The organism is Leuconostoc palmae (assembly GCF_019656075.1).
In the GTDB taxonomy this organism is placed as follows: Bacteria; Bacillota; Bacilli; order Lactobacillales; family Lactobacillaceae; genus Leuconostoc; species Leuconostoc palmae.
Genome location: NZ_BPKZ01000009.1, coordinates 32,577 through 57,274 on the forward strand (window position 1 = coordinate 32,577; position 24,698 = coordinate 57,274).

The 24,698-nt window shown below is 35.4% G+C and carries 25 protein-coding genes and 1 other annotated feature; of the genes, 1 reads left to right on the plus strand and 24 read right to left on the minus strand.

The window, feature by feature from the left end; translation table 11 throughout:
- Positions 1-22 precede the first annotated feature (22 nt).
- The 21 genes from pstB (K5Q12_RS05875) to ykzS all read right to left on the minus strand — a co-directional run bounded on the left by pstB (K5Q12_RS05875) (position 23) and on the right by ykzS (position 20,089).
- Positions 23-793, minus strand: coding sequence for a phosphate ABC transporter ATP-binding protein PstB (gene pstB / locus K5Q12_RS05875; protein ID WP_220742780.1), 771 nt, complete (start codon positions 791-793; stop codon positions 23-25).
- Positions 790-1,629, minus strand: coding sequence for a phosphate ABC transporter ATP-binding protein PstB (pstB, locus tag K5Q12_RS05880; protein ID WP_220742781.1), 840 nt, complete (start codon positions 1,627-1,629; stop codon positions 790-792). Before pstB (K5Q12_RS05880) ends, pstB (K5Q12_RS05875) begins: the two co-directional genes overlap by 4 nt.
- Positions 1,630-1,705: 76 nt before the next feature.
- On the minus strand, positions 1,706-2,590 hold the full coding sequence (gene pstA / locus K5Q12_RS05885; RefSeq protein ID WP_220742782.1) for a phosphate ABC transporter permease PstA: 885 nt from the start codon (positions 2,588-2,590) through the stop codon (positions 1,706-1,708).
- Entirely contained in the window at positions 2,590-3,513 is a 924-nt protein-coding gene (gene pstC, locus K5Q12_RS05890) for a phosphate ABC transporter permease subunit PstC (RefSeq protein WP_220742783.1), read from the minus strand. The genes pstA and pstC overlap by 1 nt, the downstream gene beginning before the upstream one ends.
- Positions 3,514-3,625: 112 nt before the next feature.
- Positions 3,626-4,507: a phosphate ABC transporter substrate-binding protein PstS family protein gene (locus K5Q12_RS05895; protein WP_220742784.1), complete on the minus strand. Its 882-nt coding sequence runs from the start codon at positions 4,505-4,507 to the stop codon at positions 3,626-3,628.
- 97 nt (positions 4,508-4,604) lie between these two features.
- Positions 4,605-5,960: a sensor histidine kinase gene (locus K5Q12_RS05900; protein ID WP_220742785.1), complete on the minus strand. Its 1,356-nt coding sequence runs from the start codon at positions 5,958-5,960 to the stop codon at positions 4,605-4,607.
- Positions 5,961-6,031: 71 nt separating this feature from the next.
- On the minus strand, positions 6,032-6,946 hold the full coding sequence (locus K5Q12_RS05905; protein ID WP_220742786.1) for a phosphate ABC transporter substrate-binding protein: 915 nt from the start codon (positions 6,944-6,946) through the stop codon (positions 6,032-6,034).
- 165 nt (positions 6,947-7,111) lie between these two features.
- Entirely contained in the window at positions 7,112-7,801 is a 690-nt protein-coding gene (locus K5Q12_RS05910; protein WP_281418954.1) for a response regulator transcription factor, read from the minus strand.
- Between the two features lie 113 nt (positions 7,802-7,914).
- Positions 7,915-9,066, minus strand: a complete 1,152-nt coding sequence (recA, locus tag K5Q12_RS05915) for a recombinase RecA (RefSeq protein WP_220742787.1) — start codon at positions 9,064-9,066, stop codon at positions 7,915-7,917.
- Positions 9,067-9,199: 133 nt separating this feature from the next.
- Positions 9,200-9,781: a CDP-diacylglycerol--glycerol-3-phosphate 3-phosphatidyltransferase gene (gene pgsA / locus K5Q12_RS05920; RefSeq protein ID WP_220742788.1), complete on the minus strand. Its 582-nt coding sequence runs from the start codon at positions 9,779-9,781 to the stop codon at positions 9,200-9,202.
- 9 nt (positions 9,782-9,790) lie between these two features.
- Complete coding sequence (locus tag K5Q12_RS05925) at positions 9,791-10,669, minus strand: helix-turn-helix domain-containing protein (RefSeq protein ID WP_220742789.1); 879 nt, start codon at positions 10,667-10,669, stop codon at positions 9,791-9,793.
- Positions 10,670-10,682: 13 nt separating this feature from the next.
- The gene (gene yfmH, locus K5Q12_RS05930; protein ID WP_220742790.1) at positions 10,683-11,954 is read right to left on the minus strand and encodes an EF-P 5-aminopentanol modification-associated protein YfmH; all 1,272 of its coding nucleotides are present in this window, start codon (positions 11,952-11,954) and stop codon (positions 10,683-10,685) included.
- Positions 11,951-13,225, minus strand: coding sequence for an EF-P 5-aminopentanol modification-associated protein YfmF (yfmF, locus tag K5Q12_RS05935; RefSeq protein ID WP_220742791.1), 1,275 nt, complete (start codon positions 13,223-13,225; stop codon positions 11,951-11,953). The genes yfmH and yfmF overlap by 4 nt, the downstream gene beginning before the upstream one ends.
- On the minus strand, positions 13,222-14,676 hold the full coding sequence (cls, locus tag K5Q12_RS05940; RefSeq protein ID WP_220742792.1) for a cardiolipin synthase: 1,455 nt from the start codon (positions 14,674-14,676) through the stop codon (positions 13,222-13,224). Before cls ends, yfmF begins: the two co-directional genes overlap by 4 nt.
- A gap of 116 nt (positions 14,677-14,792) precedes the next feature.
- Complete coding sequence (locus tag K5Q12_RS05945; protein WP_220742793.1) at positions 14,793-15,644, minus strand: amino acid ABC transporter substrate-binding protein; 852 nt, start codon at positions 15,642-15,644, stop codon at positions 14,793-14,795.
- Positions 15,644-16,282: an amino acid ABC transporter ATP-binding protein gene (locus K5Q12_RS05950; RefSeq protein ID WP_220742794.1), complete on the minus strand. Its 639-nt coding sequence runs from the start codon at positions 16,280-16,282 to the stop codon at positions 15,644-15,646. Before K5Q12_RS05950 ends, K5Q12_RS05945 begins: the two co-directional genes overlap by 1 nt.
- A 3-nt stretch (positions 16,283-16,285) precedes the next feature.
- On the minus strand, positions 16,286-16,927 hold the full coding sequence (locus K5Q12_RS05955; protein WP_220742795.1) for an amino acid ABC transporter permease: 642 nt from the start codon (positions 16,925-16,927) through the stop codon (positions 16,286-16,288).
- A gap of 58 nt (positions 16,928-16,985) precedes the next feature.
- Positions 16,986-17,319 (minus strand) — a binding site (T-box leader).
- 43 nt (positions 17,320-17,362) lie between these two features.
- Complete coding sequence (gene mreD, locus K5Q12_RS05960) at positions 17,363-17,890, minus strand: rod shape-determining protein MreD (protein ID WP_220742796.1); 528 nt, start codon at positions 17,888-17,890, stop codon at positions 17,363-17,365.
- Positions 17,890-18,747 carry a rod shape-determining protein MreC gene (mreC, locus tag K5Q12_RS05965; RefSeq protein ID WP_220742797.1) on the minus strand — a complete coding sequence of 286 codons (858 nt, stop codon included), beginning with the start codon at positions 18,745-18,747 and terminating at the stop codon, positions 17,890-17,892. Before mreC ends, mreD begins: the two co-directional genes overlap by 1 nt.
- 72 nt (positions 18,748-18,819) lie before the next feature.
- Positions 18,820-19,827: a rod shape-determining protein gene (locus K5Q12_RS05970; RefSeq protein WP_220742798.1), complete on the minus strand. Its 1,008-nt coding sequence runs from the start codon at positions 19,825-19,827 to the stop codon at positions 18,820-18,822.
- Positions 19,828-19,915: 88 nt separating this feature from the next.
- The gene (gene ykzS, locus K5Q12_RS05975; RefSeq protein WP_220742799.1) at positions 19,916-20,089 is read right to left on the minus strand and encodes a protein YkzS; all 174 of its coding nucleotides are present in this window, start codon (positions 20,087-20,089) and stop codon (positions 19,916-19,918) included.
- 165 nt (positions 20,090-20,254) lie between these two features.
- On the opposite strand from ykzS, the gene K5Q12_RS05980 reads away from it, so the two are divergent.
- Positions 20,255-22,309 carry an ATP-dependent Clp protease ATP-binding subunit gene (locus K5Q12_RS05980; protein WP_220742800.1) on the plus strand — a complete coding sequence of 685 codons (2,055 nt, stop codon included), beginning with the start codon at positions 20,255-20,257 and terminating at the stop codon, positions 22,307-22,309.
- 41 nt (positions 22,310-22,350) lie between these two features.
- Here the strand turns inward: K5Q12_RS05980 and K5Q12_RS05985 are convergent, their stop codons facing one another.
- The 3 genes from K5Q12_RS05985 to K5Q12_RS07270 form a co-directional block, all read right to left on the minus strand.
- Complete coding sequence (locus K5Q12_RS05985; protein ID WP_220742801.1) at positions 22,351-22,863, minus strand: YiiX/YebB-like N1pC/P60 family cysteine hydrolase; 513 nt, start codon at positions 22,861-22,863, stop codon at positions 22,351-22,353.
- Positions 22,864-22,881: 18 nt separating this feature from the next.
- On the minus strand, positions 22,882-24,165 hold the full coding sequence (locus K5Q12_RS05990) for an adenylosuccinate synthase (RefSeq protein WP_220742802.1): 1,284 nt from the start codon (positions 24,163-24,165) through the stop codon (positions 22,882-22,884).
- A gap of 396 nt (positions 24,166-24,561) precedes the next feature.
- Positions 24,562-24,698 (minus strand): SH3-like domain-containing protein (locus K5Q12_RS07270; protein WP_220742805.1); only part of this gene is annotated, 137 nt, incomplete at its 5' end.

Below are 24,698 nucleotides of genomic sequence, written 5' to 3' on the forward strand. Positions count from 1 at the left end.
TCAACTATAACTATTAATGTTACTATCCAAATCGACCACTAATGTAATCTTGCGTTTCTTGTCTCTTAGGATCCAAGAAAATATGTCTTGTTGAATCCACTTCAATTAAATTACCACTCAAGAAAAATGCCGTCCTGTCTGATAGTCTTGAAGCTTGAGACATAGAATGGGTTACTATAATCATAGCGTAATCATTTCTTAAATTCATCAAGGTTTCTTCAATATTGTGACTTGATACCGGATCCAAAGCTGAAGTTGGTTCATCAAGTAGCAATAAATCTGGAGAGGTTGCCAATACACGTGCAATCGAAACACGTTGTTGTTGCCCACCCGACAACCCTAATGCTGATTTATGCAAATCATCTTTTACTTCATCCCAAACAGAGGATTGTCTCAAAGCTTTTTCAACAGCTTCATCTAGTACAACTTTATCTTTAACGCCTGCTAATCTCAAGCCAAAAATGACATTCTCGTAAATTGAAAAAGGAAAAGGATTAGGTTGTTGGAAAACCATCCCAATGCGTTTTCTCAACTCCACTGTATCTGTAGTAGGAGCATATATATCAGTCCCATTGAAATCAAATGTTCCTGTCACAGTAATATTATCTTCCAAATCATGCATACGATTTAATGCACGTAAGTAAGTTGATTTACCTGAACCAGATGGTCCAATTAAAGCTGTTATTCCCTTTTCAGGGAAAGTAAGATTGATGCCATGTAATGCTTCTTTCTGACCATACCATAACTTGACGTCACGCGTTTCAAGAATATTTTTTTGTGTCGTATCTGTCATCCGAAGTTCCCCGATATATAATCATTAGTTAATGCCACTTTAGGTCTTGTAAATATTTTACGTGTCAGATCATATTCGATGACTTTACCCATGTGGAAAAACGCTGTATAATCACTGATTCTAGCTGCTTGTTGCATGTTATGCGTGACAATAATAATTGTATATTTATTCTTTAATTCAAGTAACGTATCTTCAACTTGAGAAGAAGATATTGGATCCAAAGCACTGGAAGGTTCATCAAGTAACAATATATCCGGCTTCAATGCTAATGCTCTAGCAATTACTAAACGTTGTGCCTGTCCACCAGATAATGCCAATGCTGACTTATTGAGTTCATCTTTTACTTCATCCCATAAAGCTGCTTGTTTCAAACTCGTTTCAACAATTTCATCTAATTCTTGTTTAGAGGTTGTTCCCCTCTGTGTCAAAGCAAACGTAATATTATTATAAATCGATTTAGCAAAAGGATTAGGCCGTTGAAACACCATTCCGATATGCCGGCGCATTTCATAAACATCGATTGCTTTTGTATTAATGTCGACACCTCGATACATGATATTGCCTTTAACAGTAGCAACTCCATCATTCATTCGATTAAGTGATCGTAAAAATGTTGATTTTCCTGAACCAGAAGCACCAATGAGACTTGTTATTTTGTAACGCTCAAATGATAGATCTCCTTCACTCAACGCTAAGTTATCTCCATAATAAACCTGTAAATTTTTAGTTGATAAAGCAATTTCATGCTTTTCGGAAGGCATATCGTAAATAAATCGTTCTGGGGCATTTTCAGGAATAAATTCACTTACTGGTTTTAGTTCAATATTATTAACCATTTTTTCTCCATAAATTCTATCAGAAATTATTTTTAACGCCATTCAACACATAATTTTAATATGACTCTTAACTTAATTAAGCACTTGTCAACTTTTTGTGTAATTTAGCACCAATTTTACGTGCACTAAAGTTAAAGATTAATACAACAATAATCAAAACAGCCGAAGCACCAGCTGAAACGGCACTCAAATCTGGCATAATACCTTCTGAATTAATTTTCCAAATGTGTACAGCTAAAGTTTCTGCAGGTCGCATCGGATTTAGTGGACTTGCAATATTAAATGGATTCCAGTCACCAAAATTTAGCGCTGGCGCAGATTGTCCAGCTGTATAAATCAAAGCCGCAGCTTCACCAAAGACACGTCCAGCAGATAGCACAACTCCAGTAACAATTGAAGGAACAGCTGCAGGTAAAATAACATGGATGACTGTTTCCCAGCGTGATAAACCTAAAGCTGATCCTGCTTCTCGTTGTAGATTAGGAATCTGGGCTAAACTCGTTTCTATTGATCGTGTTAACAATGGTAAGTTGAATATTGTTAATGCAACAGCTCCAGACAAAATAGAAAAACCAAAATGAAATTTAACAACAAATAATAAGAAACCAAACAAACCAACAACAACTGAAGGTAACGAACTCAGTATTTCAATTGCCGTTCTAACGATCGTTGTAAACCTGCCTTTATGAGCATATTCATTTAAATAGATTGCTGCTCCAAGAGCTATTGGAAAACTAATAGCCATGGCCAATACTAGTAAGTAAAAAGAATTAAACAATTGAATACCAATACCACCACCTGCTTCAAATGCTTTGGCTGGTGACGTTAGAAAATGCCAAGACAGATGTGGTACACCACGCACTAATATAAATGCTAGCATTGCTATTAGTATTAAAGCGACAATACTTGAAATAGCATATATCACGCCAGTAGCTATTTTATCGGAAGTTTTTGCATTCATTACTTCATTTCCCCTCTACGTCCAATTGCACGGACAATTAAGTTAAATACCAAAGACATTAGTAACAGGATCATCGCTAGCGTCCATAATACATTATTTTGGAGTGAACCCATAACAGTATTTCCAATTCCCATGGTCAAAACTGATGTTAATGTTGAGGAAGGTGAAATCAAATTATGTGGCATTAATGCTGCATTACCAATAACCATTTGCACAGCCAAGGCTTCACCAAAGGCTCTCGCCATTCCAAAAACAATAGCAGTTAAAATGCCTGGCGTTGCTGCTCTAAGTACTACTTTATAAATCATTTGCCAACGTGTTGCGCCAATTGCTAAAGCTGATTCACGGTAATGCCGAGGTACTGATTTCAAAGTATCCACAGTCATTGAGGTAATTGTAGGCAGTATCATAACAAAAAGTACAATTGTTCCTGACAAAATACCAAAACCTGATCCACCAAACACACTTCTGATAAATGGCACCACAACTGTTAATCCAATAAATCCATAAACAACTGAGGGAATACCAACAAGTAACTCGATAATTGGTTGCATGATTTTAGCCCCGCGCTTTTGCGCAATCTCTGTCATAAATAGTGACGTACCAATTGCAAATGGTGTAGCCACAATAGCCGCTAAAAATGTAACCAAAAATGAGCCTAAAATCATTGGTAGCGCACCAATATAAGGTTGCTTAGTATGTGGATTGATCACTGATGGATTCCAATTTGTACCAAATAAGAAATCCGATACACTAACACCATCTTTGAAAAAAGTTGACATACCTCTACTAATAACAAATGCAAAGATTGCAACAACAACAATAACGATTAAAGCTAATGCTGCTAAACTAACAGCCCGACCCATCGAGTCTTTTTTTGTTGATTCAGATTTCTGAGTCAACTTCTGTGTAATGTTATCCATTTTTTCTCCAAAGTCTTAACTGGAAACATGTTGCTTGTTTGTTTCCAACATTATTTCTCTTACACTTCAAAATAACTTGAAGTATTATTTTTAATTCAGATAAAGTATAGAACTATTTTTCAACTACTTGTCCATCTAATTGGCGAACCACATTCATGTCGTGGATAGAAATGTAACCTAACTTAGGGACAAGTGTTTTTTGTATTTTAGGTGACACTAGATAATCCAAAAATTGTTGTACTGATTTATTCGGGCGACCATTAGTATAGATATGTTCATAGGACCAAATTGGATATTTACCGTTCATCACATTGACATTGCTTGGTGCTATACCATTCACTGAGGCAGCAACGACAGATTTATCAATATAACCAAATGACGCATAGGATATTGCCCCAGGTGTTGTTGAAACAATTGATCGCACCATACCAGAAGAATCCTGTTCTTGAGCTGATAAACTCTTAAGACCTTTCAATCCCCATTTTTCAAATGTCACCCTCGTTCCAGAACCCGTTGCGCGATTTATAATCACAATTTTATGATTATTACCACCAATTTGCTTCCAATTCGTGATTTTTCCAGTAAATATATCTTGTAACTGTTTTGTTGTTAAATTTTCAACACCATTATTTTTATTTAATAGCGGTGCAATACCAACAACTGCTACTTGATGATCAACTAATTTTTTAGCATCGATTCCTTGTTTCTCTTCTGCAAATACATCAGAATTACCAAGATCAACAGCTCCCTGTGATACTTGGCTTAGACCGGTACCTGTACCACCGCCTTGAACATTGATAAATGTTCCTAGATTTTCTTTCGTATATTCTTCACCTGCAGACTCTACAAAAGGTTGTAAAGCTGTTGATCCAACTGCAGTGATAGATACGCCTGAACTGTTCTTTTCGCGCGTTACATATCCTGTGCCAATCGCTGCAATAATGATTACAACTAAAAATGCAGACACAAACGTTCCGCGATGTGATTTCGACATATTAATGCCTCCCAAGATTTTACTACTACTTCTCTATTATCTTAAAACAATGTAAAAAAGGTAACTCCATTTTGTAAAGATAGTGTAAAGGAAACATTTACAGAGGTAGTATTATTGTTATAGTTGTCCCAACACCAACTTGCGATGTTACTTTAATCTGACCATTATGTTTGGTAACAATTTCGTTAACAATAGCTAGTCCTAAGCCAGTTCCGCTTGCTATAGTTCGTTGCCTAGACTCATCACCACGATAAAAGCGTTCAAATATTCTACTTTGTTGATTGGTTGGAATACCTATTCCTGTATCTGAAACTTCTAATTCCCAATTTTGTTGATTTTTTTTAGCCTGGACAGTTATTGATCCATTCAAAACATTATATTTTACTGCGTTCACTATTAAATTTTGTAAAATAGCGCTAATTTCGGTATAAATACTATTAATATTAAAGTTTTCATCGATATTATTATGTAATATGACTTTTTTTTCAGGAAATAAGGTTTTAATTTGTTGCCATTGTTCGCTAACCAGATTTTTAACCGAAAAGTATGTTTGATCCTTACCATCGCGTTGTTGTGCATGAGACAGCGATAGTATGTCATTAACCAAAGATGATAATCGATGAGATTCATCAGCAACAATTTGTAAAAATTGCGCTCGCGTTGCTGTATCCTGACCTGCAGGTCCTTGCAATGTCTCTATAAACCCTGTAATAGCCGTTAAAGGTGTCTTTAGTTCATGTGAGGCATTAGCTAAAAAATCAGACTGCATTTGCTCTATTTGTAAGAGCGTTGTTAAATCATACAGTATAATCATAACCTCAGCATTTTGAATATCGCTGGATCTATACAATGTGCTGACGTCATATTGCTTTGTTTCACCGTTAATTTGTAAATTCAAAATTGATTGTTGATTTTTTTTAGTGTTAAAAGTTTGGTTAATCAATTCTGACAACGTAAACTGCCTGATTACTATACTTTCAGCAATTGGTACTTCTGGTTTATGCATGCCTAAAAGTTGCGCAGCGGTTTCATTAAATACATCAATAATATGGCGCCGATTAACATTAATAACACCAACCGGTAAACTAGAAAGTAAAGACTGATAATTATTAATGTCACGTTCAGTATTTAATTTCATCTGCTTAATATAATTTTGCAATTCATTAAATTCATTAATTAGCGCATAATGTGGCGATCTGTCTTCCGCTACTACGCCTCTAGGCTCATGATTTTCCCTAGTCATCGCCATTCTATTTTTCATGATTTCCAGTTCACTATTTTTTTGATTTAACCAAAAATATATTAAACAAGAATCCACAATAGATACAATAATAGCTCCAAAAAAAATGAGTAGCCATTGATTAATACTAAACTTAAAAACTATCCCAAATAATATAATGACACTGATGTTAATTATATAAAAAATGGATATTTTAAATATTTTTTTTCTCATAAATAATTTATCCTCATTATTTATATCATAACAAAAAAGCCCACATAAGCGGACTTTTGTTGTATTTACAATTAATTTTTAGTTACTTTTCCTAATGAATCACGAGTGACTTTCATATCAGTCAAACCAATGTATCCAAGTTTTGGTACCAAAGTTTTCTGAACTTCACTAGTTGAGAAGTAGTCCAAGAATGCCTTTGTTGGGCCAGTTGGTTCTCCCTTAGTATACATATGCTCATATGCCCAAATTGGCCATGAATTATCTTCAACGTTTTTCTTGTCAGGTGTTACTTTATCAATATTTAACGCTTTAATGCCTGAAGCATCAAGGTATGCAAAGGCAAGATATGAAATGGCACCTGGTGTTGTTGAAACAATTTTTTGTACAGTTCCATTAGAATCTTGTTCAGTTGTATTAACAGCACTTTGGCCTTCTAAGACGTTCTTTTCGAAAACAGCTCTCGTTCCAGAACCTGTGGCACGATTAATAACAACAATTTTTTCATCTTTACCACCAACATCTTTCCAGTTAGTTACTTTACCGGTAAAAATGTCACGTAGTTGCTCTTTTGATAAACTTGAAACTTGAACGTCGGAATTAACAACTGGTGCAATTCCCACAACAGCGACCTTATGATCTTTAAGTTTTGATGCATCTACACCAGATTTTTCTTCTGCGAACACATCTGAGTTTCCAATTTGTGCAGAACCACTCGAAACTTGACTCAATCCGGCACCTGAACCACCACCCTGGACAGTAATAGTTGCCCCTGGATTCTTTTCTTGGAATGATGAAGCAACTTGCTCTGCCAAAGGCTGTAGTGCTGTAGATCCTAGTGCAAGTACTTTCCCACTTACTTTTGTGGATGATGTTGAACTTGACGACTTAGCATCACTACTACCAGAATGATTAGAATTAGCGTACAATGCGAAACCTGCTGCAATAACAACAACACCGCCTACGATTCCAACAACTGTTTTGTTCATGAGTAAATCTCCCTTTAATGAGCTATTATGTAGTGTAAACACGGTGTAGTAGAGGCTCTTGGGTGCCTGTCCTTGCTTACAAGTTATATAATACGCAAGTTATGTCAATATAAGGGGCAGAAATTAGTCATCGTTGTGCAAACAATTGTAAATATCGATTTACAATTACGAAACCAAAGTATAGCCAAATCCACGAACAGTTTTCAAAAGTTGGGGTGCTTTTGGATTTAATTCTATTTTTTCACGTAAATTACTAATATGCATATCTACCATTCGACTTTCACCAGTAAATTCATATCCCCAAACAGCTGTTAATATTGTTTCTCGATCAATTACACGTCCAACACGATGTGCAAAATAGAGTAGCAACTCATATTCGCGTGGTGTCAGCGTTAAAATTTGATTGCTTCTTGTAACAATTTTTTTATTATCATCAATTATAAGGTCTTGTATTTTAATAATATCCCTATCATCAGATGATTGTTTATCACTTTGCGATCTTCGCAATACTGCTTTAACACGTGCAACAACTTCTCGTGGACTAAACGGTTTTGTAATGTAATCATCAGCGCCAAGTTCAAGACCAAAAACACGGTCAAATTCATCACCTTTTGCAGTAACTAAAATAACAGGGGTCTCCACTTTATCTTGACGTAGATTTTTCAGAACGGTCATACCGTCTAATACAGGTAACATTAAATCTAATAATATCGCATCGCAATCGCTATTACTGGCCATCTGATAGGCAGTCTGTCCATCAGCGGCTACTTCAACATCATAGCCATTTTGTTCAAGGTTATACTTCAACAATGTTGAAATGGCAATTTCATCATCAACTACTAAAATTTTTGTCATGATATCTAAACACATTTATATCTTTAATGTGTACCCTTTCCAATTCTTTACTTATTTGAATTGTAACAAAAAAAACAGAAACGCCCTAGCATTTCCGTTTTTCTTTACCTGATTTATACAATTGGTTCATCCGTTAAGTCATCATTATCTGATAAAAGAGATACTTCATCGATAGTATCAGTTGGCTTTTTTTCAGTAGTCAACACATCATCATCAAGTAATTCGTCATCACCAATACCAAAAGCACTACGCACTTGCTCATAAATTGTTTGACGCATTTCAGCATTTTCCGGTGCATCCAAAAACTCTTTAGCTTTTTCCCTACCTTGCCCAATTTTGACATCACCGTAATAATAAAACGCACCAGCCTTACGAATAATTTCTTGTTCAGCACCTAAATCTAAAATTTCGCCTGTTTGAGAAACGCCTTTACCATACATAATATCAATTTCTGCAACTTTAAACGGTGGCGCAACTTTATTTTTAACTACTTTTACTTTTGTCAAATTTCCAGTAATATCTGTGCCATCTTTTATTTGTGTTGATTTTCTGACTTCTAATCTAATTGTTGAATAAAATTTTAATGCACGTCCACCCGGAGTCGTTTCTGGATTTCCAAACATAACACCTATTTTTTCACGAATTTGATTAATAAAAATTGCAATTGTGCCTGTTCGATTAAGTGTTCCAGCAAGTTTTCTCAATGCTTGACTCATCAAACGCGCTTGTAAACCAACGTGAGAGTCTCCCATCTCACCTTCAATTTCAGCACGAGGAACCAATGCAGCAACAGAATCCACAACAATGATATCAACTGCTCCAGATTGTACCAAAGCATCTGCAATTTCTAGCCCTTGTTCACCAGTATCTGGCTGTGATAAAAGGAGCTCGTCTTTCTTAACACCAAGCGCCTCAGCATATTTAACATCTAAAGCATTTTCCGCATCAATATACGCTGCAGTACCTCCGGCTTTCTGCACTTCAGCAACAGCATGTAATGCCATAGTTGTTTTACCAGATGATTCTGGCCCATATATTTCGATTATCCTACCTTTAGGATAACCACCTACTCCAAGAGCAACATCTAACTTAACAGACCCCGATGGATAGGTTTCAACCTGAACTTGAGCATTATCACCCAAAACCATTACTGATCCTTTTCCAAAGTTCTTTTCAATCTTTTTTAAGGCCTCGTCTAATGCCGCCTTACGGCCATCTGTTTGACTATTTTTATCATCTTTTTTGGCTGTTTTTTTTGTTACCATTTTTATGCTAACTCCTTTTATCTTACTTCAATAGTTTAACTTGTTATACCACCAAAAGCAAGTATTTTGACGAACAATTGTTCGTTCGTGTTCGTCTTTGTTTTATAATACGAAAAAAACGCCAAAGGCGCTTTTATAAACCATCTGAAAATACATCCCGATTTTTCCAAAAATAATCCAATCCTGAGTAAATTGTAAAAATAACTGCTATCCAAAGTAAAACTTGCCCGATAGGAAAATGCACTACAGTAAATGGCACATTATTGAGATATAAAAATATAATTGCAAACATTTGCGAGAATGTTTTAATTTTACCCGGCATTTGAGCTGCCAATATTTTACCATCATTTTCGACAATAAGTGTCCTCAATCCTGTAATGGCTAACTCTCTGATAATAATCACAGAAGTCATCCATGCAGGTACAACAGTAAATGCTGTTAAAAAAATTAAGGCTGTCATAACTAGCAGCTTATCTGCTAAAGGATCAGCAAATTTCCCAAAATTAGTTACCAAATGTCGACGTCTGGCAATTTGTCCATCTAAGAAATCTGTCAATGCGGCAACAGCAAAAATAATTGCGGCTATCAACCAATTAGTTGGCAGACTTGTATTGGCAATTAATATTGTGTGCCAAGTATAAGGGACAGTTAATACTAAAATGAATACTGGTATTAAAATAATACGAAAAACAGTTAGTTGATTAGGTAAATTCATATTTTCCTCTTATTGATTTAAATTAAACAAAACATTCCAAAATGGTGTTGCCGAGCTAATTACGGAAACTTTCTCATCATCAAATGTCATTACTGCATTCGAAACGTTTGAAAATTGAACATTCACTGATTCACTTCCCGCAGGAATATCAACAGTTTTGTTCGTCGTAACTAACTCATTTAGTAACACGTTTGATCCAATGGAAACTTTGACATTTGTACCAGATCCTTGTGCTGACACTTTAATATGATGCGTATTTTTACTTTGCCCAGAAATATTGTATATTGTTGTCTGTAACTCTGTATTTTGTTCTGGTGTGCCTAACTTCACCACTTTTTCAGATTTTTTAGTTGTTTTTTTATCAACAGATTTTGATGATTGCACTGATTTATTAGATGATGACGTAGGCACTGATGAATTTGATACAGAAACCTTATCAGTATCATTTGGTTGCTGTCCACTTTGGGATAAACGTGTTAACCCAAACCACACTAAAATCAAAACTACAACCACAAAAAAACCAATCCAAATAGAAGGCAGCATATTTGATAGACGAGACTTAGTTGATAATTTAGTCTCTTTACCTGCCCTGACAACGCCATCTGTATCCCTGTGCGCACGCGTTAAATTATTCGTACGAGAAATAGAAGCAGGACGCGTTTCACCAAGCACTTCTTCCGGATTCAAGTTGACAGCCATAGCATACTGTCTAATAAATGCACGTACGTAAAAATCACCGGGAAGCACACTTAAATTATTGGTCTCTATTGCTTCTAAATATTTCACTTGTATTTTAGTGATGTCTTGAATGTCATCTAAAGTAAGATGTTTTACTAATCTTGCTGACTTCAGTTGCTCACCAATTTGTTGTGTTAAAGTTTCACTCATAATTTTTCCAATATTATTTTTTTAAAATAAAACGTTGCAATTCAAAATTTTTATAGACTATTTCTGAAAGATCTAATACGTCATTATACGTAATTTTTTGTAACAACATAATTTTATCAAACAAATTATTGCCAAACAAAATGTCATCTCCTCTAAGAGCAATACTCTCTAAGCTATTAAGACGTTGAATTCCTTCTCCAAGCGTTGCTCTCTTTAAAGCATTGAAAGTCAACTCTTGATTTGACAACACCTCTTTATAGTTAGTAATGTGTTTGTAAATCTCTGTCGTTAGCGTTTCATATTCGGTAGTTTCTGAAAAAAAACTGATAAATTGATACGGGTACATCATATCGAAAGACGTTTCAAACTCTGTATCTATAATACCTTTATTATACAGTTTTTGATACCAATCTGTATGTTCTCCAAACATCATATCTAATAAAATGTCAGCAACTAATCCAATTTTGGTTGCTTCTTTACCTGTGATGTGATTATCTGGCAAACGTATACCTAACGCAATTTTAGGTCTTGAAACGTCAAAATGTTGAATTTTTATTTTCATTTGTGTTTCTGGTAATGTATTTTGTATCACGTTAACTTGACAAGAATTAATTGTTTTATGCTTTTGATTAGATTTGATAATGGCTAGTGTTTCTTGTGGATCAAAAGCGCCCACTATTTGTAAAGTTAACTGGCTAGGTTGATAAAAAGCTTGGTGTATTTGATAGAGTAACTCAGGTGTTATCTTGGCAATCGAATCCTGCGTTCCTGCGATATCATATGAGATTGCAGAATTAGGATACAACGTCTGTAGTAGCCCCATGTAGACAATCCAATTAACATCATCTTCATACATTTTAATTTCTTGACCAATAATTCCTTGCTCTTTTGCTACTGTCTCATTTGTAAAATAAGGTGTTTGAACAAAGTCTAATAAATGAATTAACGCTGGTTTAAAATTACTTGTTGAAGAAAACAAATAGCTTGTTTGGTATTGATTTGTAAACGCATTAGCATCAGCACCTAATTCGCCAAACCGAGAAAAAGCATCACCGTCTTCTTTTTCAAACAATTTATGTTCTAAAAAGTGTGCTGTTCCTGCGGGAATATCAATCAACTTACCATCATCAATGCTAAAGTGTTGGTGCAAGGAACCAAATGGTGTTGTCAAAACAGCAAATGTCTTGTGATAATCATTTTTTGGTACCATCGTAATTTTCAAGCCATTATCAAGTGTCTCTGAGATAACTGTTTCTTTTAATTGTTCGTATTTCTTTATTTTCATTTTGAGGTCTCGGGAATTAATGTGAATTTAGCCTGTAAAGTTACTTCTTTAGCTAAGTCAGCAACATCTTCGATTGATACATTCTCAACAGCATTTACCCATTCCTGAATACTTATTGTTCGTTGTGTTAAAATGCGCAAAAATGCTAATGACATCTCACTACTAGGGGAATCTTGTTGGCTTAAGTAATCATTGATAATAGATGTCTTAATCGCAGATAAAGTTGATTGATCAAATTGACCTAGTTGAATTTTCTTTAATTCTTCTTGAATCATTTTATCTGCCCGTTCAACATCATCTACGGACAGCCCTGCAATAACTGATAACATACCAGTATCATGTTGCCAACGTGAATAAATACTATAAGCTAAAGAAGCTTTTTCACGAACATTCATAAATAACTTTGATAATGGTGAACCACCATATAACGCGTTAAAAACGATTGCTGTAAAGCGACGTGGGTCATTTGGTTTCAAACTTAATTGATATGATAAAGTCAAAACTGCCTGATTAATGTCAGATTGTTTTTCTACTACGTGTTCGAATTGTGTCCTCTTCTTTTGACGGTAGAAAGGTGTCTCTACTGTTGAATCCCGATTAGTCAGTGGCCAACGTTTAACCAGTTCTTCAACTTCATTTCCTGATATGTCGCCAAAAACAACAATATTGATATTATCATTGTTAATCATGTTTGTATATGTTTTTAATAGACCGGAACTAGTTATTTTTTTAGCGTATTCAACTGAACCCAAAGCAGGTAATTGAAGGGCTCGGTTTTCATAAGTTATCGCACGTAATTTACTTAAAGCATAACGTTTCTTATCTTCATTAATTGAAGTAATTTCATTTATGAGACTTTGTCGTTCTTGATTAAATACTGCTGTATCAAAATGCTCGTCTAAAATCAAGGGATCAAAAATCATGTCTTCCATAAATTGGAAAGCCATAGACATTAAATTATTATTCTCGCTGTTAGCAACATATGTAGGCGCTGGTAATTGCAAATTATAGCGCACATGATGTGTTTGGCCAAATCGAATAACATCGGTTTGAAATTGTGCACCATAGAGTTCAATTGTTTTTTTAGCTACCGCTTGCTGAGTTGGATATTTTTGCGAACTTACAGCTGTAACATAAGTTAGCAAAGCTCGTGAGGATAAATCCGTGACATCTATAGGCGCACAAAAATCAACTGCGATGTTTAGTGTTTTAAATTGTGTTGTTGGCATTAACACTAAGTTAACACCCTTTTTAATCATTATTTTTTTCATAGTATTGGTGAAAATAGTCGGCTAAATTTTTGTAAAATAGTCATCCAAACAGATTGTTGTTCAAAATAAGTAACTGTGAGTTGAGTAGACTGACTAACATCTTTTTCAAATAGTTTTTCTAACCTTTCAGCAAAATCAGGATCATACATGAAAGCATTAGATTCAAAATTAAGTTCAAAAGACCGAATGTCCATATTTGCTGACCCAACCGTTGAAATTTCATTGTCAATAATGACGACTTTGCTATGCAAAAATCCACCATCATATCTATAAACTTCGGCACCTAAATCAAGTAATTCTTTGGCATAATATTGTGTTGCGCGATAAACAAATGGATGATCTGGTCTATCAGGAATCATTAACCTAACTCGTACTCCTGACATAGCTGCAATTTCCAAGGTTTCTAAAATAGCAGCATCTGGTATGAAATATGGTGTTTGGATTGTAATACTTTTTCGAGCTGAAGCAAACATTCGCATAAATCCTTGTTTAATTTGTTTCATATCATTATCTGGACCACTAGATACAATTTGTATCATTGATCTACCTGGTAATTTAGAAATTACAGGAAAATATACCGTTGTATTGACTAATAATTCATGCGCTTCTGCTGTAGCATTCCAATCCATTAAGAAACGATTCTGTAATGATAACACGGCATCTCCAGTTATACGAATGTGCGTATCACGCCAATGCCCAAACTTTTTAAACTCACCAAGATATTGGTCCCCAACATTAAATCCACCTATGTAACCAATCAGACCATCTATAATCGCTAACTTTCTATGATTCCTAAAATTAAATCTTAAAGTCAATAATTGAAAAGGTCTCATCAAAAAAGATACTGCAATACCACCAGATTGACGTAGTCGTTTGTAAAGTTTTCTATGCTGACCGTGGGATCCAAACTGATCAAAAATAACACGTACCTCGATCCCTTGCTGGGCTTTTTCAGTTAGTAAATCAATGAGTTGATTGCCAATATTATCATCATATATAGTGAAGTATTCAATGTGTATATGATGTTTTGCTTGGCGGATATCATTAAATAATGCTTCAAATTTATCTTCACCATTGTCAAAAATATCAATACTATTACCACGGGTCAATATAGCCTCATCGGAGACTAAAAATAAATTAACAAGTTCCGAGGCAGCATCCGGAATCGGTAATAGTTCTTCAATTTGTTGTAACTGCTTTTTTTGATTATCAGCTATTTGTTCCAGTCCACGTTGCTCTTGTGTACGCAATCTAAATATTTTTTTATTAGATATTCGACTTCCCACAAGAAAAAATACGAAAAACCCCACAACAGGTAATGTAATAAGTACTAGGAGCCATGCCCATATTGTTGCTATATCTCTTTTCTGACTAAAAACAGTTAGTATGGCACCAAGCGTGTTTGTAACTAAAAGCGTGACAACAATTATCCAAAGTGAATCTCTTAGCATCTGTCACTCCTTAAATGAAATAGATGTAACAATACTAGTGTAACATTTTTAAAGATTTATATGACAGTAATCATGCCATATAAAAAAGCTAAAGTTATATAACTTTAGCTTTTATTTTATTTGGTAAACCACTTATTTTCAATTTCCTTAATACGTCCATCCGACTTAAATTCTTGCAGCTTTTTATTGACAGCTTCGCGCAACTTATCATCAGACTTTCTGAACCCAACAGCGGTATTATCAATTGGAAAATCACCCACAGTAATCGTGTAATCTTCTGGTTTAGGTTGACGTGCTACATAGTAACGTGCATAGTCTTCATCAATCAATAAGCCATCAATTCGTCCAGCATTTAAATCATTAAATGCTTTGTCAAAAGTATCATAGCCAATTACTTTTTGGTCTTTGACATATTGTTTTAAAATATTGGGTGACTTATTAAATTGTTCATCTCCACTTGATGCAGTCTGGTCACCAAGTACCTTATCTTTCATATCAGAAAAACGATTAATATTGTTTTTCTTCAAGGTAACCAAAACTTGGGTTGCTTTATGGTAAGAATCTGAAAATGCTACCTTTTTCTTACGATCATCCGTTACCGTGTACCCATTCCAAATAGCATCAATGTTACCAGTATTTAATTCGGTTTCTTTCATAGACCAATCAATTGGTTGCCATTTGACTTTGATATCCATACTTTTAAAGACTGCGTTAGCTAAATCGACATCAAATCCAACAATTTTTCCATCCTTATCACGGAATCCCATAGGTACAAAGGTATCATCCAAGCCAATTGTAATTTGCTTATCTTTTTTGATACGTGACCATTGATCAGTCTGAATGTTTGATTTAGTTGATTTGCTATCTTTAGAACTACTTCCTAAACTGGTAAATGCCCATATTGCAATCAAAATGACAACTACCCCTATCACACTATTAACAATAATTTTCTTACTTTTATTAGTCATTAACGTTTTACCTCTGTTGAAAAATCAAATACCCGATCAGAAACTAACTCCGCAAAATACTGGTCGTGTGTAATAATTAATTGCGTCACACCTTGTATTTTTAATGTATTGACAACTTCTGCTACTTGTTTTGTAGAAACTTCATCTAAACCACTTGTCGGCTCATCATAAGCTAAAATCTGAGGTTGCATTGCCAAAGCTCTAGCTATCGCCACTCGCTGCTTTTGTCCTCCTGATAATTGAAAGGGATATAAATTACCTTTATCAGACATACCTAATGTGGCCAGCAGCTCTTGTGCTGATTTCTTGGCATCTGTCTTACTTGTTTTTAAAACATTTATTGGTGCCAACATAATATTTTGTAAAACTGTATAGTTTGGAAATAAATTAAAATCTTGAAATATTAGGCCAACTTTTGCTCCAGATTGTGACCCATCGATAGCTAATTTCTCCTCATTTAATAATACTTCCCCTTGATCAGCTGATTCTAAACCTGCCAATATTTTAATTAAAGTTGTTTTCCCAATTCCAGAAGGTCCTACAATACTAAGTACTTCGCCATCCCCAACGGTTAAAAATAATTCTTTGAATATAACACTATCTGAATATTTTTTGGTTAATCCTTTTATTTCTAACATCTGCTACCTCCATATATTTAAACGACTTTCGCTGCGCCGTAATATTACGGTCACAACAGCTGTCATGAGTAGGTAAATTAATCCTACCAATAAGTAGGGAATGAGCGTCACATCTCGACTGGCAGCAATATTCCCAGCTCTTAATATATCGCCTAAACCAATAACATAAATTAATGAAGTATCTTTTACTAAATTAATCACTTCATTACCAAAAGATGGTACAACAATTTTAATCACTTGTGGCAACACAATCTTGAAAAAAGTTTGCGTCTTACTAAACCCTAATACTTTAGCAGCATCGTATTGTCCCTTAGGAACTGATTGCAATCCGCCGCGAAAGATTTCTGCCAAATAAGCTGCATAGTTAATAATGAACGCAATAATAGCAGCCTCAAATCTTGGAAACGTAATGCCCATCATGCCTAAACCATAGTATACAAAAATTAGCTGTAAAAGTAATGGTGTACCTCTAATAATCCAGATATATCCATTAATTAGCCAGCGAAGTACAAAGAATTCTGACTTCATTCCCAATGAAACAACAATACCTAGGGGTACAGAACCAATAATTGTAATAAAGAATACCCCTAGTGTCATTTTTAATCCAGATAACAAGCTGGGCAAAATTTCAAGAAAATAATTCATTCTGCTCTCCTTCTCCTAATTTAATAAAGATTTGTATTAAAAAACCTCTTGCAAAAAGCAAGAGGACGCTTGAGCGTGGTACCACCTCATATTTTGATTTTGTTCACACAAAACCACTTAGTCAGTCTCTTGTTTGTTAACACAAAACGCCCTCTAAGTAGATATCTACTTAGAGGGCGTTTACCGCGGTGCCACCTCTTAATCACATTATCATCACTGAATATGTCTTAATCAGTCAAAAGACTGGATGCGATAACGGGCACTTCCGATACAACCTACTGAATTCAGATGTATACTCACAGATGTGGTTCACTTAACATTTTTATTTGCTCACACTACCCGCAAACTCCCTTTAAAAAAAGTTAAACTACTCTTCTGCTCATCGTTTTTTAATATTGTTATTAATATATCTTATTTTTCAGTAACTGTCAAGTTCTATCTCAAGAAATTAAAAAATGACCATACAGGAAAATAACCTATTACAGCAAAAAAGGCATTCAAAGCGACTGTTGGTAGTACTTCAAACAATAAAAATGTTACTATACTAACGTTAGCGATCCCGATTATATAACCAGCAAAATATGTAATGACTAAAAATGTTAGGATACCGAACAGAAACATTGTTAATCCGCTTAACAAGCGTTCATCAAGTATATTTTTTGCTTGCTTCATTACCATAGTCGCTATTAAAAAAGCAACGGTGTAAGTTCCAAAAATACCTGTGTAATAAGCATCAAATAAAATACCTGTTGCTGTAACATAAATCCAAAAGGGCATATCTTTATCCACATCAAATTGCACACCATAAAATAACCAAATTAGTGTTGCTAATGGTAGTACATGCCAGGGAAAGGCGGTAAAAAATGCGCCCATTCCAGACATGACGGCACCATCAACAAATAATAAAAAAAATAGTATAACAGGATAAACAACACGAATTCTTGTTAATTGCCAAAATGCCATTATTTTGCTCCAATCTCTGATACAGCAACAACGACTGTCGTTATGTTTCCTAAATCAGCAGCAGGTTCAATGTAAATTCGCTTCGATAAACCATAGTCATCTTTAGTAACACGTGCTACTTTTCCGACAAACAGACCAGAAGGAATTACACCGCCTAATCCAGATGTTTCAACTAAATCTCCAGCTTTTATCGTATTATCTGAGGTGACTTGACCCATAATTAACTGATTTTTTTCACGATTAAATCCTGTAATAATACCATTAATTTCACCACTATTTCCTTTGATAGTTATGGCGAATCGATTAGCATCCTCACTAGTATCTGAAATTAGAGCAACCTTTGAGTTAGTCGTATTGACTTCACTAATTCTACCAATAATTCCCGCACCAGATAAAACCGGCATGCCTTTTTTTAGACCAGCCTTAATACCTTGATTAATCACCAACTGTGATTGCCAAGTCGTCGGTGAACGGCTAATTGTCACAGCTGAAACCGTCTTAAAATCAGTTAATGTTGCTTGTAATCCTAACTGTTTTTTTAATGACCTATTTTCTTCTTCAACTGTTTGCAAGCGCACTTTGTCCTGAGCAAACTGATCAATTTTAGCTTTTAGTATTTGATTTTCTTCAAATGTATCAAGTAAGTTACCAATACTATTTGCTGTTCGTCCGATTGCTGTTGTTGGAACAGAAATTAGACGGCTTACGCCTCCAGCCAAATCATTACTGAATCGTTGCACAAAAGGTGGTGTATTAGTCCGTTTAGATAACCAATTTGATCCTGTAATCAAACCAACAATAACAATGAAAGCAATAATAATTGTCACTACAGTTCGCGATGAAAATAGTTTACGCATGTAGTTTTTCCCCTTGTTTAAAAATAAAAGCGTAGCGCAAGCGCTACGCTAATTGATGTTAACATTACCATACTATCCTTGTCGCATAACATCTATGGATTTTAAAGCTTCTCCCGTACCAATAGCCACAGCATCGAGTGGTTCATTGGCAATTAAGACAGGCACTTTTGTAGCTTCTTGAATAATTCTATCCATATCACGTAGCATGGCACCACCACCAGTGAGAACCATACCATGATCAATGACATCAGCTGCTAATTCAGGTTGAGTTGATTCTAATGTTTCACGGATAGCAACCACGATTTCTTGAACAGGTTCTTGAATAGCTAATGCTACATCTTCAGCTGTAACGTCAATTGTTTTTGGTAATCCAGTCAATAAATCACGTCCACGTACAGATGCATTAGGTAAAGTTCTTGCTAATTCTAGAGAAGCTGCACCAATTTCAATTTTTAATCGTTCTGCAGTTGGTTCACCAATTGTGATATTGTATTTATTGCGAACAAAATTAGCGATTGATTCATCTAATTTATCACCAGCAATGCGAATCGAACGGCTCGATACAATACCACCTAAAGAAATTGACGCAACATCTGTTGTGCCGCCTCCCATATCAACTACCATTGATCCAGTAGGATCCATAACTGGCAATCCTGCACCAACAGCTGCAGCAAACGGTTCTTCAATAACGTATGCATCACGAGCACCCGCTACACGTGCTGCATCAATAACAGCACGTCGTTCGACGGCAGTCACTCCAGACGGTACGCCAATAGTGACATAAGGCTTGCCAATACGTCCACCCAGTGCCTTTTGCAAGTAGTATCGTATCATAGCAACAGTTGTGTCATAATCAGCAATAACGCCATCACGCATTGGTCTAATTGCGGCAATGCTAGCCGGTGTACGCCCTAACATATCTTTGGCTTCAGAACCAACAGCTACCACTTCGTTTGTTTGTGTATTACGTGCAACAACTGATGGCTCTCGCAACACTATACCACGCCCTTCAATATATACATATGTGTTGGCTGTGCCAAGATCGATACCGACGTTTCGTTGTCCAAATGAGAATGCCACTGTGCTGCCCCTTTATCTTTTAAAACTTCGCATGTAATAATATGCTTAACTTATAGTATTGTAGCATAAAACCACTCTCAAATGCCGATTAATTTGCTCGTACATACTTAATATGTCCTCCCTTACCGGCAATCCCTCGAACTTTATTTTGTGAAGGAAAGTCACGCCATATTTTTTGAAATTCTGGAAAGTTTTCTGGTGTAATGTTGATTTCATCAATTTTACCATCTTTTAAGTTATCAAGTAATTCTGTATAATTCATTTTTGACACCTCCACCATAATTATATCTTATTTTAAAAATTAGCACTCGTTTAAAAAGAGTGCCAATTTTAATTGCAATTTAATCTATTACTGCTATAATTCAAGTATAAACATAGAAAGGAAGTGTAGGAACAGTAATATTGCTTGTTCCACACGTGACATATTATGGCATCTCAAGACCCATTTGGATTTGGAAATATTAACTTTGATGAAATGATGAGAGCAATGAACGAACAAATGCAATCAGCTCAAAGCGGTCACACAACTTCTAATCAATCTCAAAATAAAAAAAATAAGCAATCTACTTTACTGGAAGAATATGGTATTAATCTTACACAACAAGCAAGAGATGGTAAATTAGACCCTGTTATTGGAAGAGACCAAGAAATAAAACGCACAATTGAAATTTTAAATCGTCGTACAAAAAATAATCCTGTTCTCATTGGTGAACCTGGTGTTGGAAAAACAGCTGTTGTTGAAGGATTAGCTATAGCTATCGTAGCAAACAACGTACCAGAAAAATTGCAATCAAAAGAAGTAATACAATTAGACATGTCGTCAATGGTACAAGGGACTGCAATGCGTGGCCAGTTTGAGGCACGTATGCGCCAATTAATGAAAGAAGTTGCTAATGATCCTAACATCATTCTTTTTATTGATGAGATTCATGAAATCATGGGAGCAGGAAACGCTGAAGGCGGTATGGACGCTGGTAATATATTAAAGCCAGCTCTTGCGAGAGGTGAATTCCAACTTGTTGGTGCAACAACTCTTAATGAATACCGAAAAATTGAAAAAGATGGTGCCATTGCAAGACGATTCCAACCTGTTCAAATTGAAGAGCCTTCAAAAGAAAAAACTATAACTATTTTGAAAGGCATTCAAGCACGTTACGAAACCTATCATCACGTTATTTTTACTGAAGAAGCTATTCAGGCAGCAGTAGATTTATCAGATCGTTATATTACTGATCGTTTCTTACCCGATAAGGCAATTGATTTAATGGATGAAGCAGGATCTCGCAAAAATCTATCTATGAAAATTCCAGATCCAAAAACAATTCAAGCAAAAATTGATAATGCAGAACAATTAAAACAGGAAGCAATTGATAAAGAAGACTTTGAAAAAGCGAGTTATTGGCGTGATCAAACGAATCAATTAGAGTCACAAAAAGCTCAAATTGAAGCGCATCCAGAAATGTTCAAGCCTCAATCTGTAACAGAAAAAGATATTTTAAAGATTATCGAATCCAAGACCAACATTCCTGTAGGTGAACTAAAAGACAATGAAGCAAATCAATTGCAAAATCTTGACTCTCATCTTTCAAATCATGTCGTTGGGCAAGAAGAAGCGGTTACAACCGTGGCCAAAGCTATTCGACGAAACCGCATTGGTTTAACAAAATCAGGACGTCCAATCGGCTCATTTCTATTCGTTGGTCCAACAGGTGTTGGAAAAACTGAGTTAGCTAAACAACTTGCCAAGGAAATATTTGGTAGCGAAGATGCCCTCATTCGGTTTGACATGTCTGAATACATGGAAAAACATGCAATATCAAAACTGGTTGGTGCTCCCGCTGGTTATATCGGTTACGAAGAAGCCGGACAATTGACCGAAAAAGTTCGACGTCATCCTTATTCATTAGTATTAATTGATGAAGCTGAAAAAGCTCATCCTGATGTCATGAACATGTTTCTTCAAATATTAGATGATGGTCGATTAACAGATGCTCAAGGGCATGTTGTTAGCTTCAAAGATACTATTATTATTATGACCTCTAATGCTGGTTCGTCAGACACTGGAAATTCACCAGTCGGTTTTAATCAAGCTACTGAACAAAATCGCTTAATCGAACGATTAGAAAATTATTTCCGACCTGAATTTTTAAACAGATTCGATAACATTATCGAATTCAAAGCGCTAACCAAAGAACATCTTATGGCGATTATTGATTTACTAATTGATGACATGAACCATAGCTTGTCAGATAATCATTTACATATATCAATCAGTAAGAATGCAAAAATTAAATTGGTTGATCTTGGCTATAACCCTAAAATGGGCGCTCGCCCATTGCGTCGTGTTCTACAGACTGAGATAGCAGACAAATTAGCTGATTATTATTTATCAAACCCTAATAGTTCTAATTTCTACGCTGATATTGACGAAAACGGACATATTATCATTGACGAAAAGTCATTTGTTCAGGCAAAAATATAAAAATAAAAAGTGTTTGCAGTCAAAAAATCTGCAAACACTTTTTATTTTAGCTTTCCAATAAAATCTAAATATTCATTTTTTGCCATTGCCGTAGGATTGGAACCATTTTGACCGACAGGTGCTGGCACCCCTAATTTATTAAAATAGTGCTGCCAGTAGTTTGATATCAGTTGCGAGCCATCCGCAAACGATAACGGTTGATTTTCAAACGTTATTGTATCTTTAAAAACGTTTGTAATGAATTCTGAACAATACATTCCCTTGTCTTCAGGATAAAATGACACATTGTATGGTAAGCCTATAAACATTTTAGCTTTTAGAACTATTTGATTTTGATTAGTAATCCTTGGCCTAAAAATATCAGGTTGCGGTGATGTGATTAAAAAATCAGATAATGTTCGTAAGGCAACACCATATTTAGGGGAAGCATCAATGATGTGTCTATCATCAACTACTAGCGCAACATGAACATAATTCCCTGTTGAAGCAACAATCGCATCATCCATACCCTCATGTTGGTTAGATACAAATAGTAAATCCGCAGGTTTTATCATGCCATATTTCCTTATATTTTAATGCCAAACATCAGTCATTAGATGTGTTTCTTCAGGTTTTGGTCCTACTGCAAAACTTAATAACTCAACATTTAGAAGTTCTGATATACGATTGAGATAGTTTTTAGCATTTTGTGGTAATTCGTCAAATGTTTGAACACCGGTAATATCTTCATCCCATCCAGGAAAAGTTTCAAAATTCACATCCAAGCCTTCAAACCAAGTATCTGACGCTGGAAAATGGTGAATTTCTTCTCCTTTATAGGTATATGATGTTGCTATTTTTAACTCTTTCAAGCCAGATAAAACATCTAACGAGTTAATTGCTAACTTTGTTAGTCCAGAAACTTGAACAGCATGTCTCAACGCCACTGCATCTAACCAACCAATTCTTCTTGGTCGTTTTGTTACAACACCGTATTCATGACCAACTTCACGAATATGACTAGCAATGTCATCATGTAATTCAGTTGGGAATGGACCTTCTCCAACACGTGACGTATAGGCTTTGATGACACCAACAACATCTTGAATTTGCTTTGGTCCTACTCCAGCACCGTTCATGACCCCACCTGCAGTCGGGTTAGAACTTGTAACATACGGGTATGTACCATGGTCAACATCTAACATAATACCTTGAGCCCCTTCAAATACGACACGTTTATTCTCTGCCATAAGTTGCCCTAGTAAATAAGAAGTATCTGTAACATATGGCGCTAATTGACGTCCATATTCTACATACGTTTCATAGATTTGATTATAATCAAGTGCCTCTTCACCGTACAATTTAGTTAGTTGATCATTTTTAAAAGGTAAATATTCTTTTAATAATTTAGCAAAAACCTCTGGATCAATTAAATCTGCAACACGAATGCCAACACGTGAAATTTTGTCCGTATAAGCTGGACCAATTCCTTTCTTTGTTGTCCCAATGCGGTTATTCGTTGAAGATTCAGCAGCTTTATCAAGTGCAATATGATAAGGCATAATGACATGTGCTCGATTAGAAATACGTAAATTATCAACGGCTATTCCCTGGGACTGCACTTCTGCAATTTCTGCTAATAAGGCTTCCGGATTAACGACAACGCCATTTCCAATTACTGCTAATTGCCCTTTTGTTAGAATTCCTGAAGGTAATGCGGATAATTCAAACTTTGTTTGACCATGCCAAATAGTATGACCAGCATTATTTCCACCCTGATAACGAACGACCGCATCTGCATTTTCAGCAAAAAAATCAACGATCTTACCTTTACCTTCATCGCCCCATTGAGAACCGACAACAATTACACCAGACATTTTTTTCTCCTAGTACAATACAGCTGCTTTCAGACGGGATGAGTTTGTCGGAGAAAGTTAACAATTCATCATTGTCAAATTTGTTTGCGCCCATCCGTGAGTGTCCCTCTGTGAGTGTACATTTTTATTTTTTAGTAAAAAACGAACAATAAACGCTTGAACGTCTTTTACTAATAAATTTTACCATACAAACTAAGCATAAGATAGGCTAAAGCATATTAAAATTCTATTTTGATGTTTATTAAATAGTAAGGCTATAACCTAACGTATATTGACATAAATTTTTATTTAAAAAACAAAATCAAGTGCATATTTCATACTATTATATTTATATTAGCCAAATAAAAAAGAGTAACCTTGTCATTTAAAGTGCTACTCTTTTTATTTGAAGAATAATTAAGCTTGCAAAGCACGCTTATCAATCCATAGCTTGCTGTCTTCTTTGCCACTTAACGTGAACTGACTCCATGTGATTCCTGAAGCATTCGTATATTCTCCTGTCACATGGACAGCTTGATTTTGATACGCAGTTG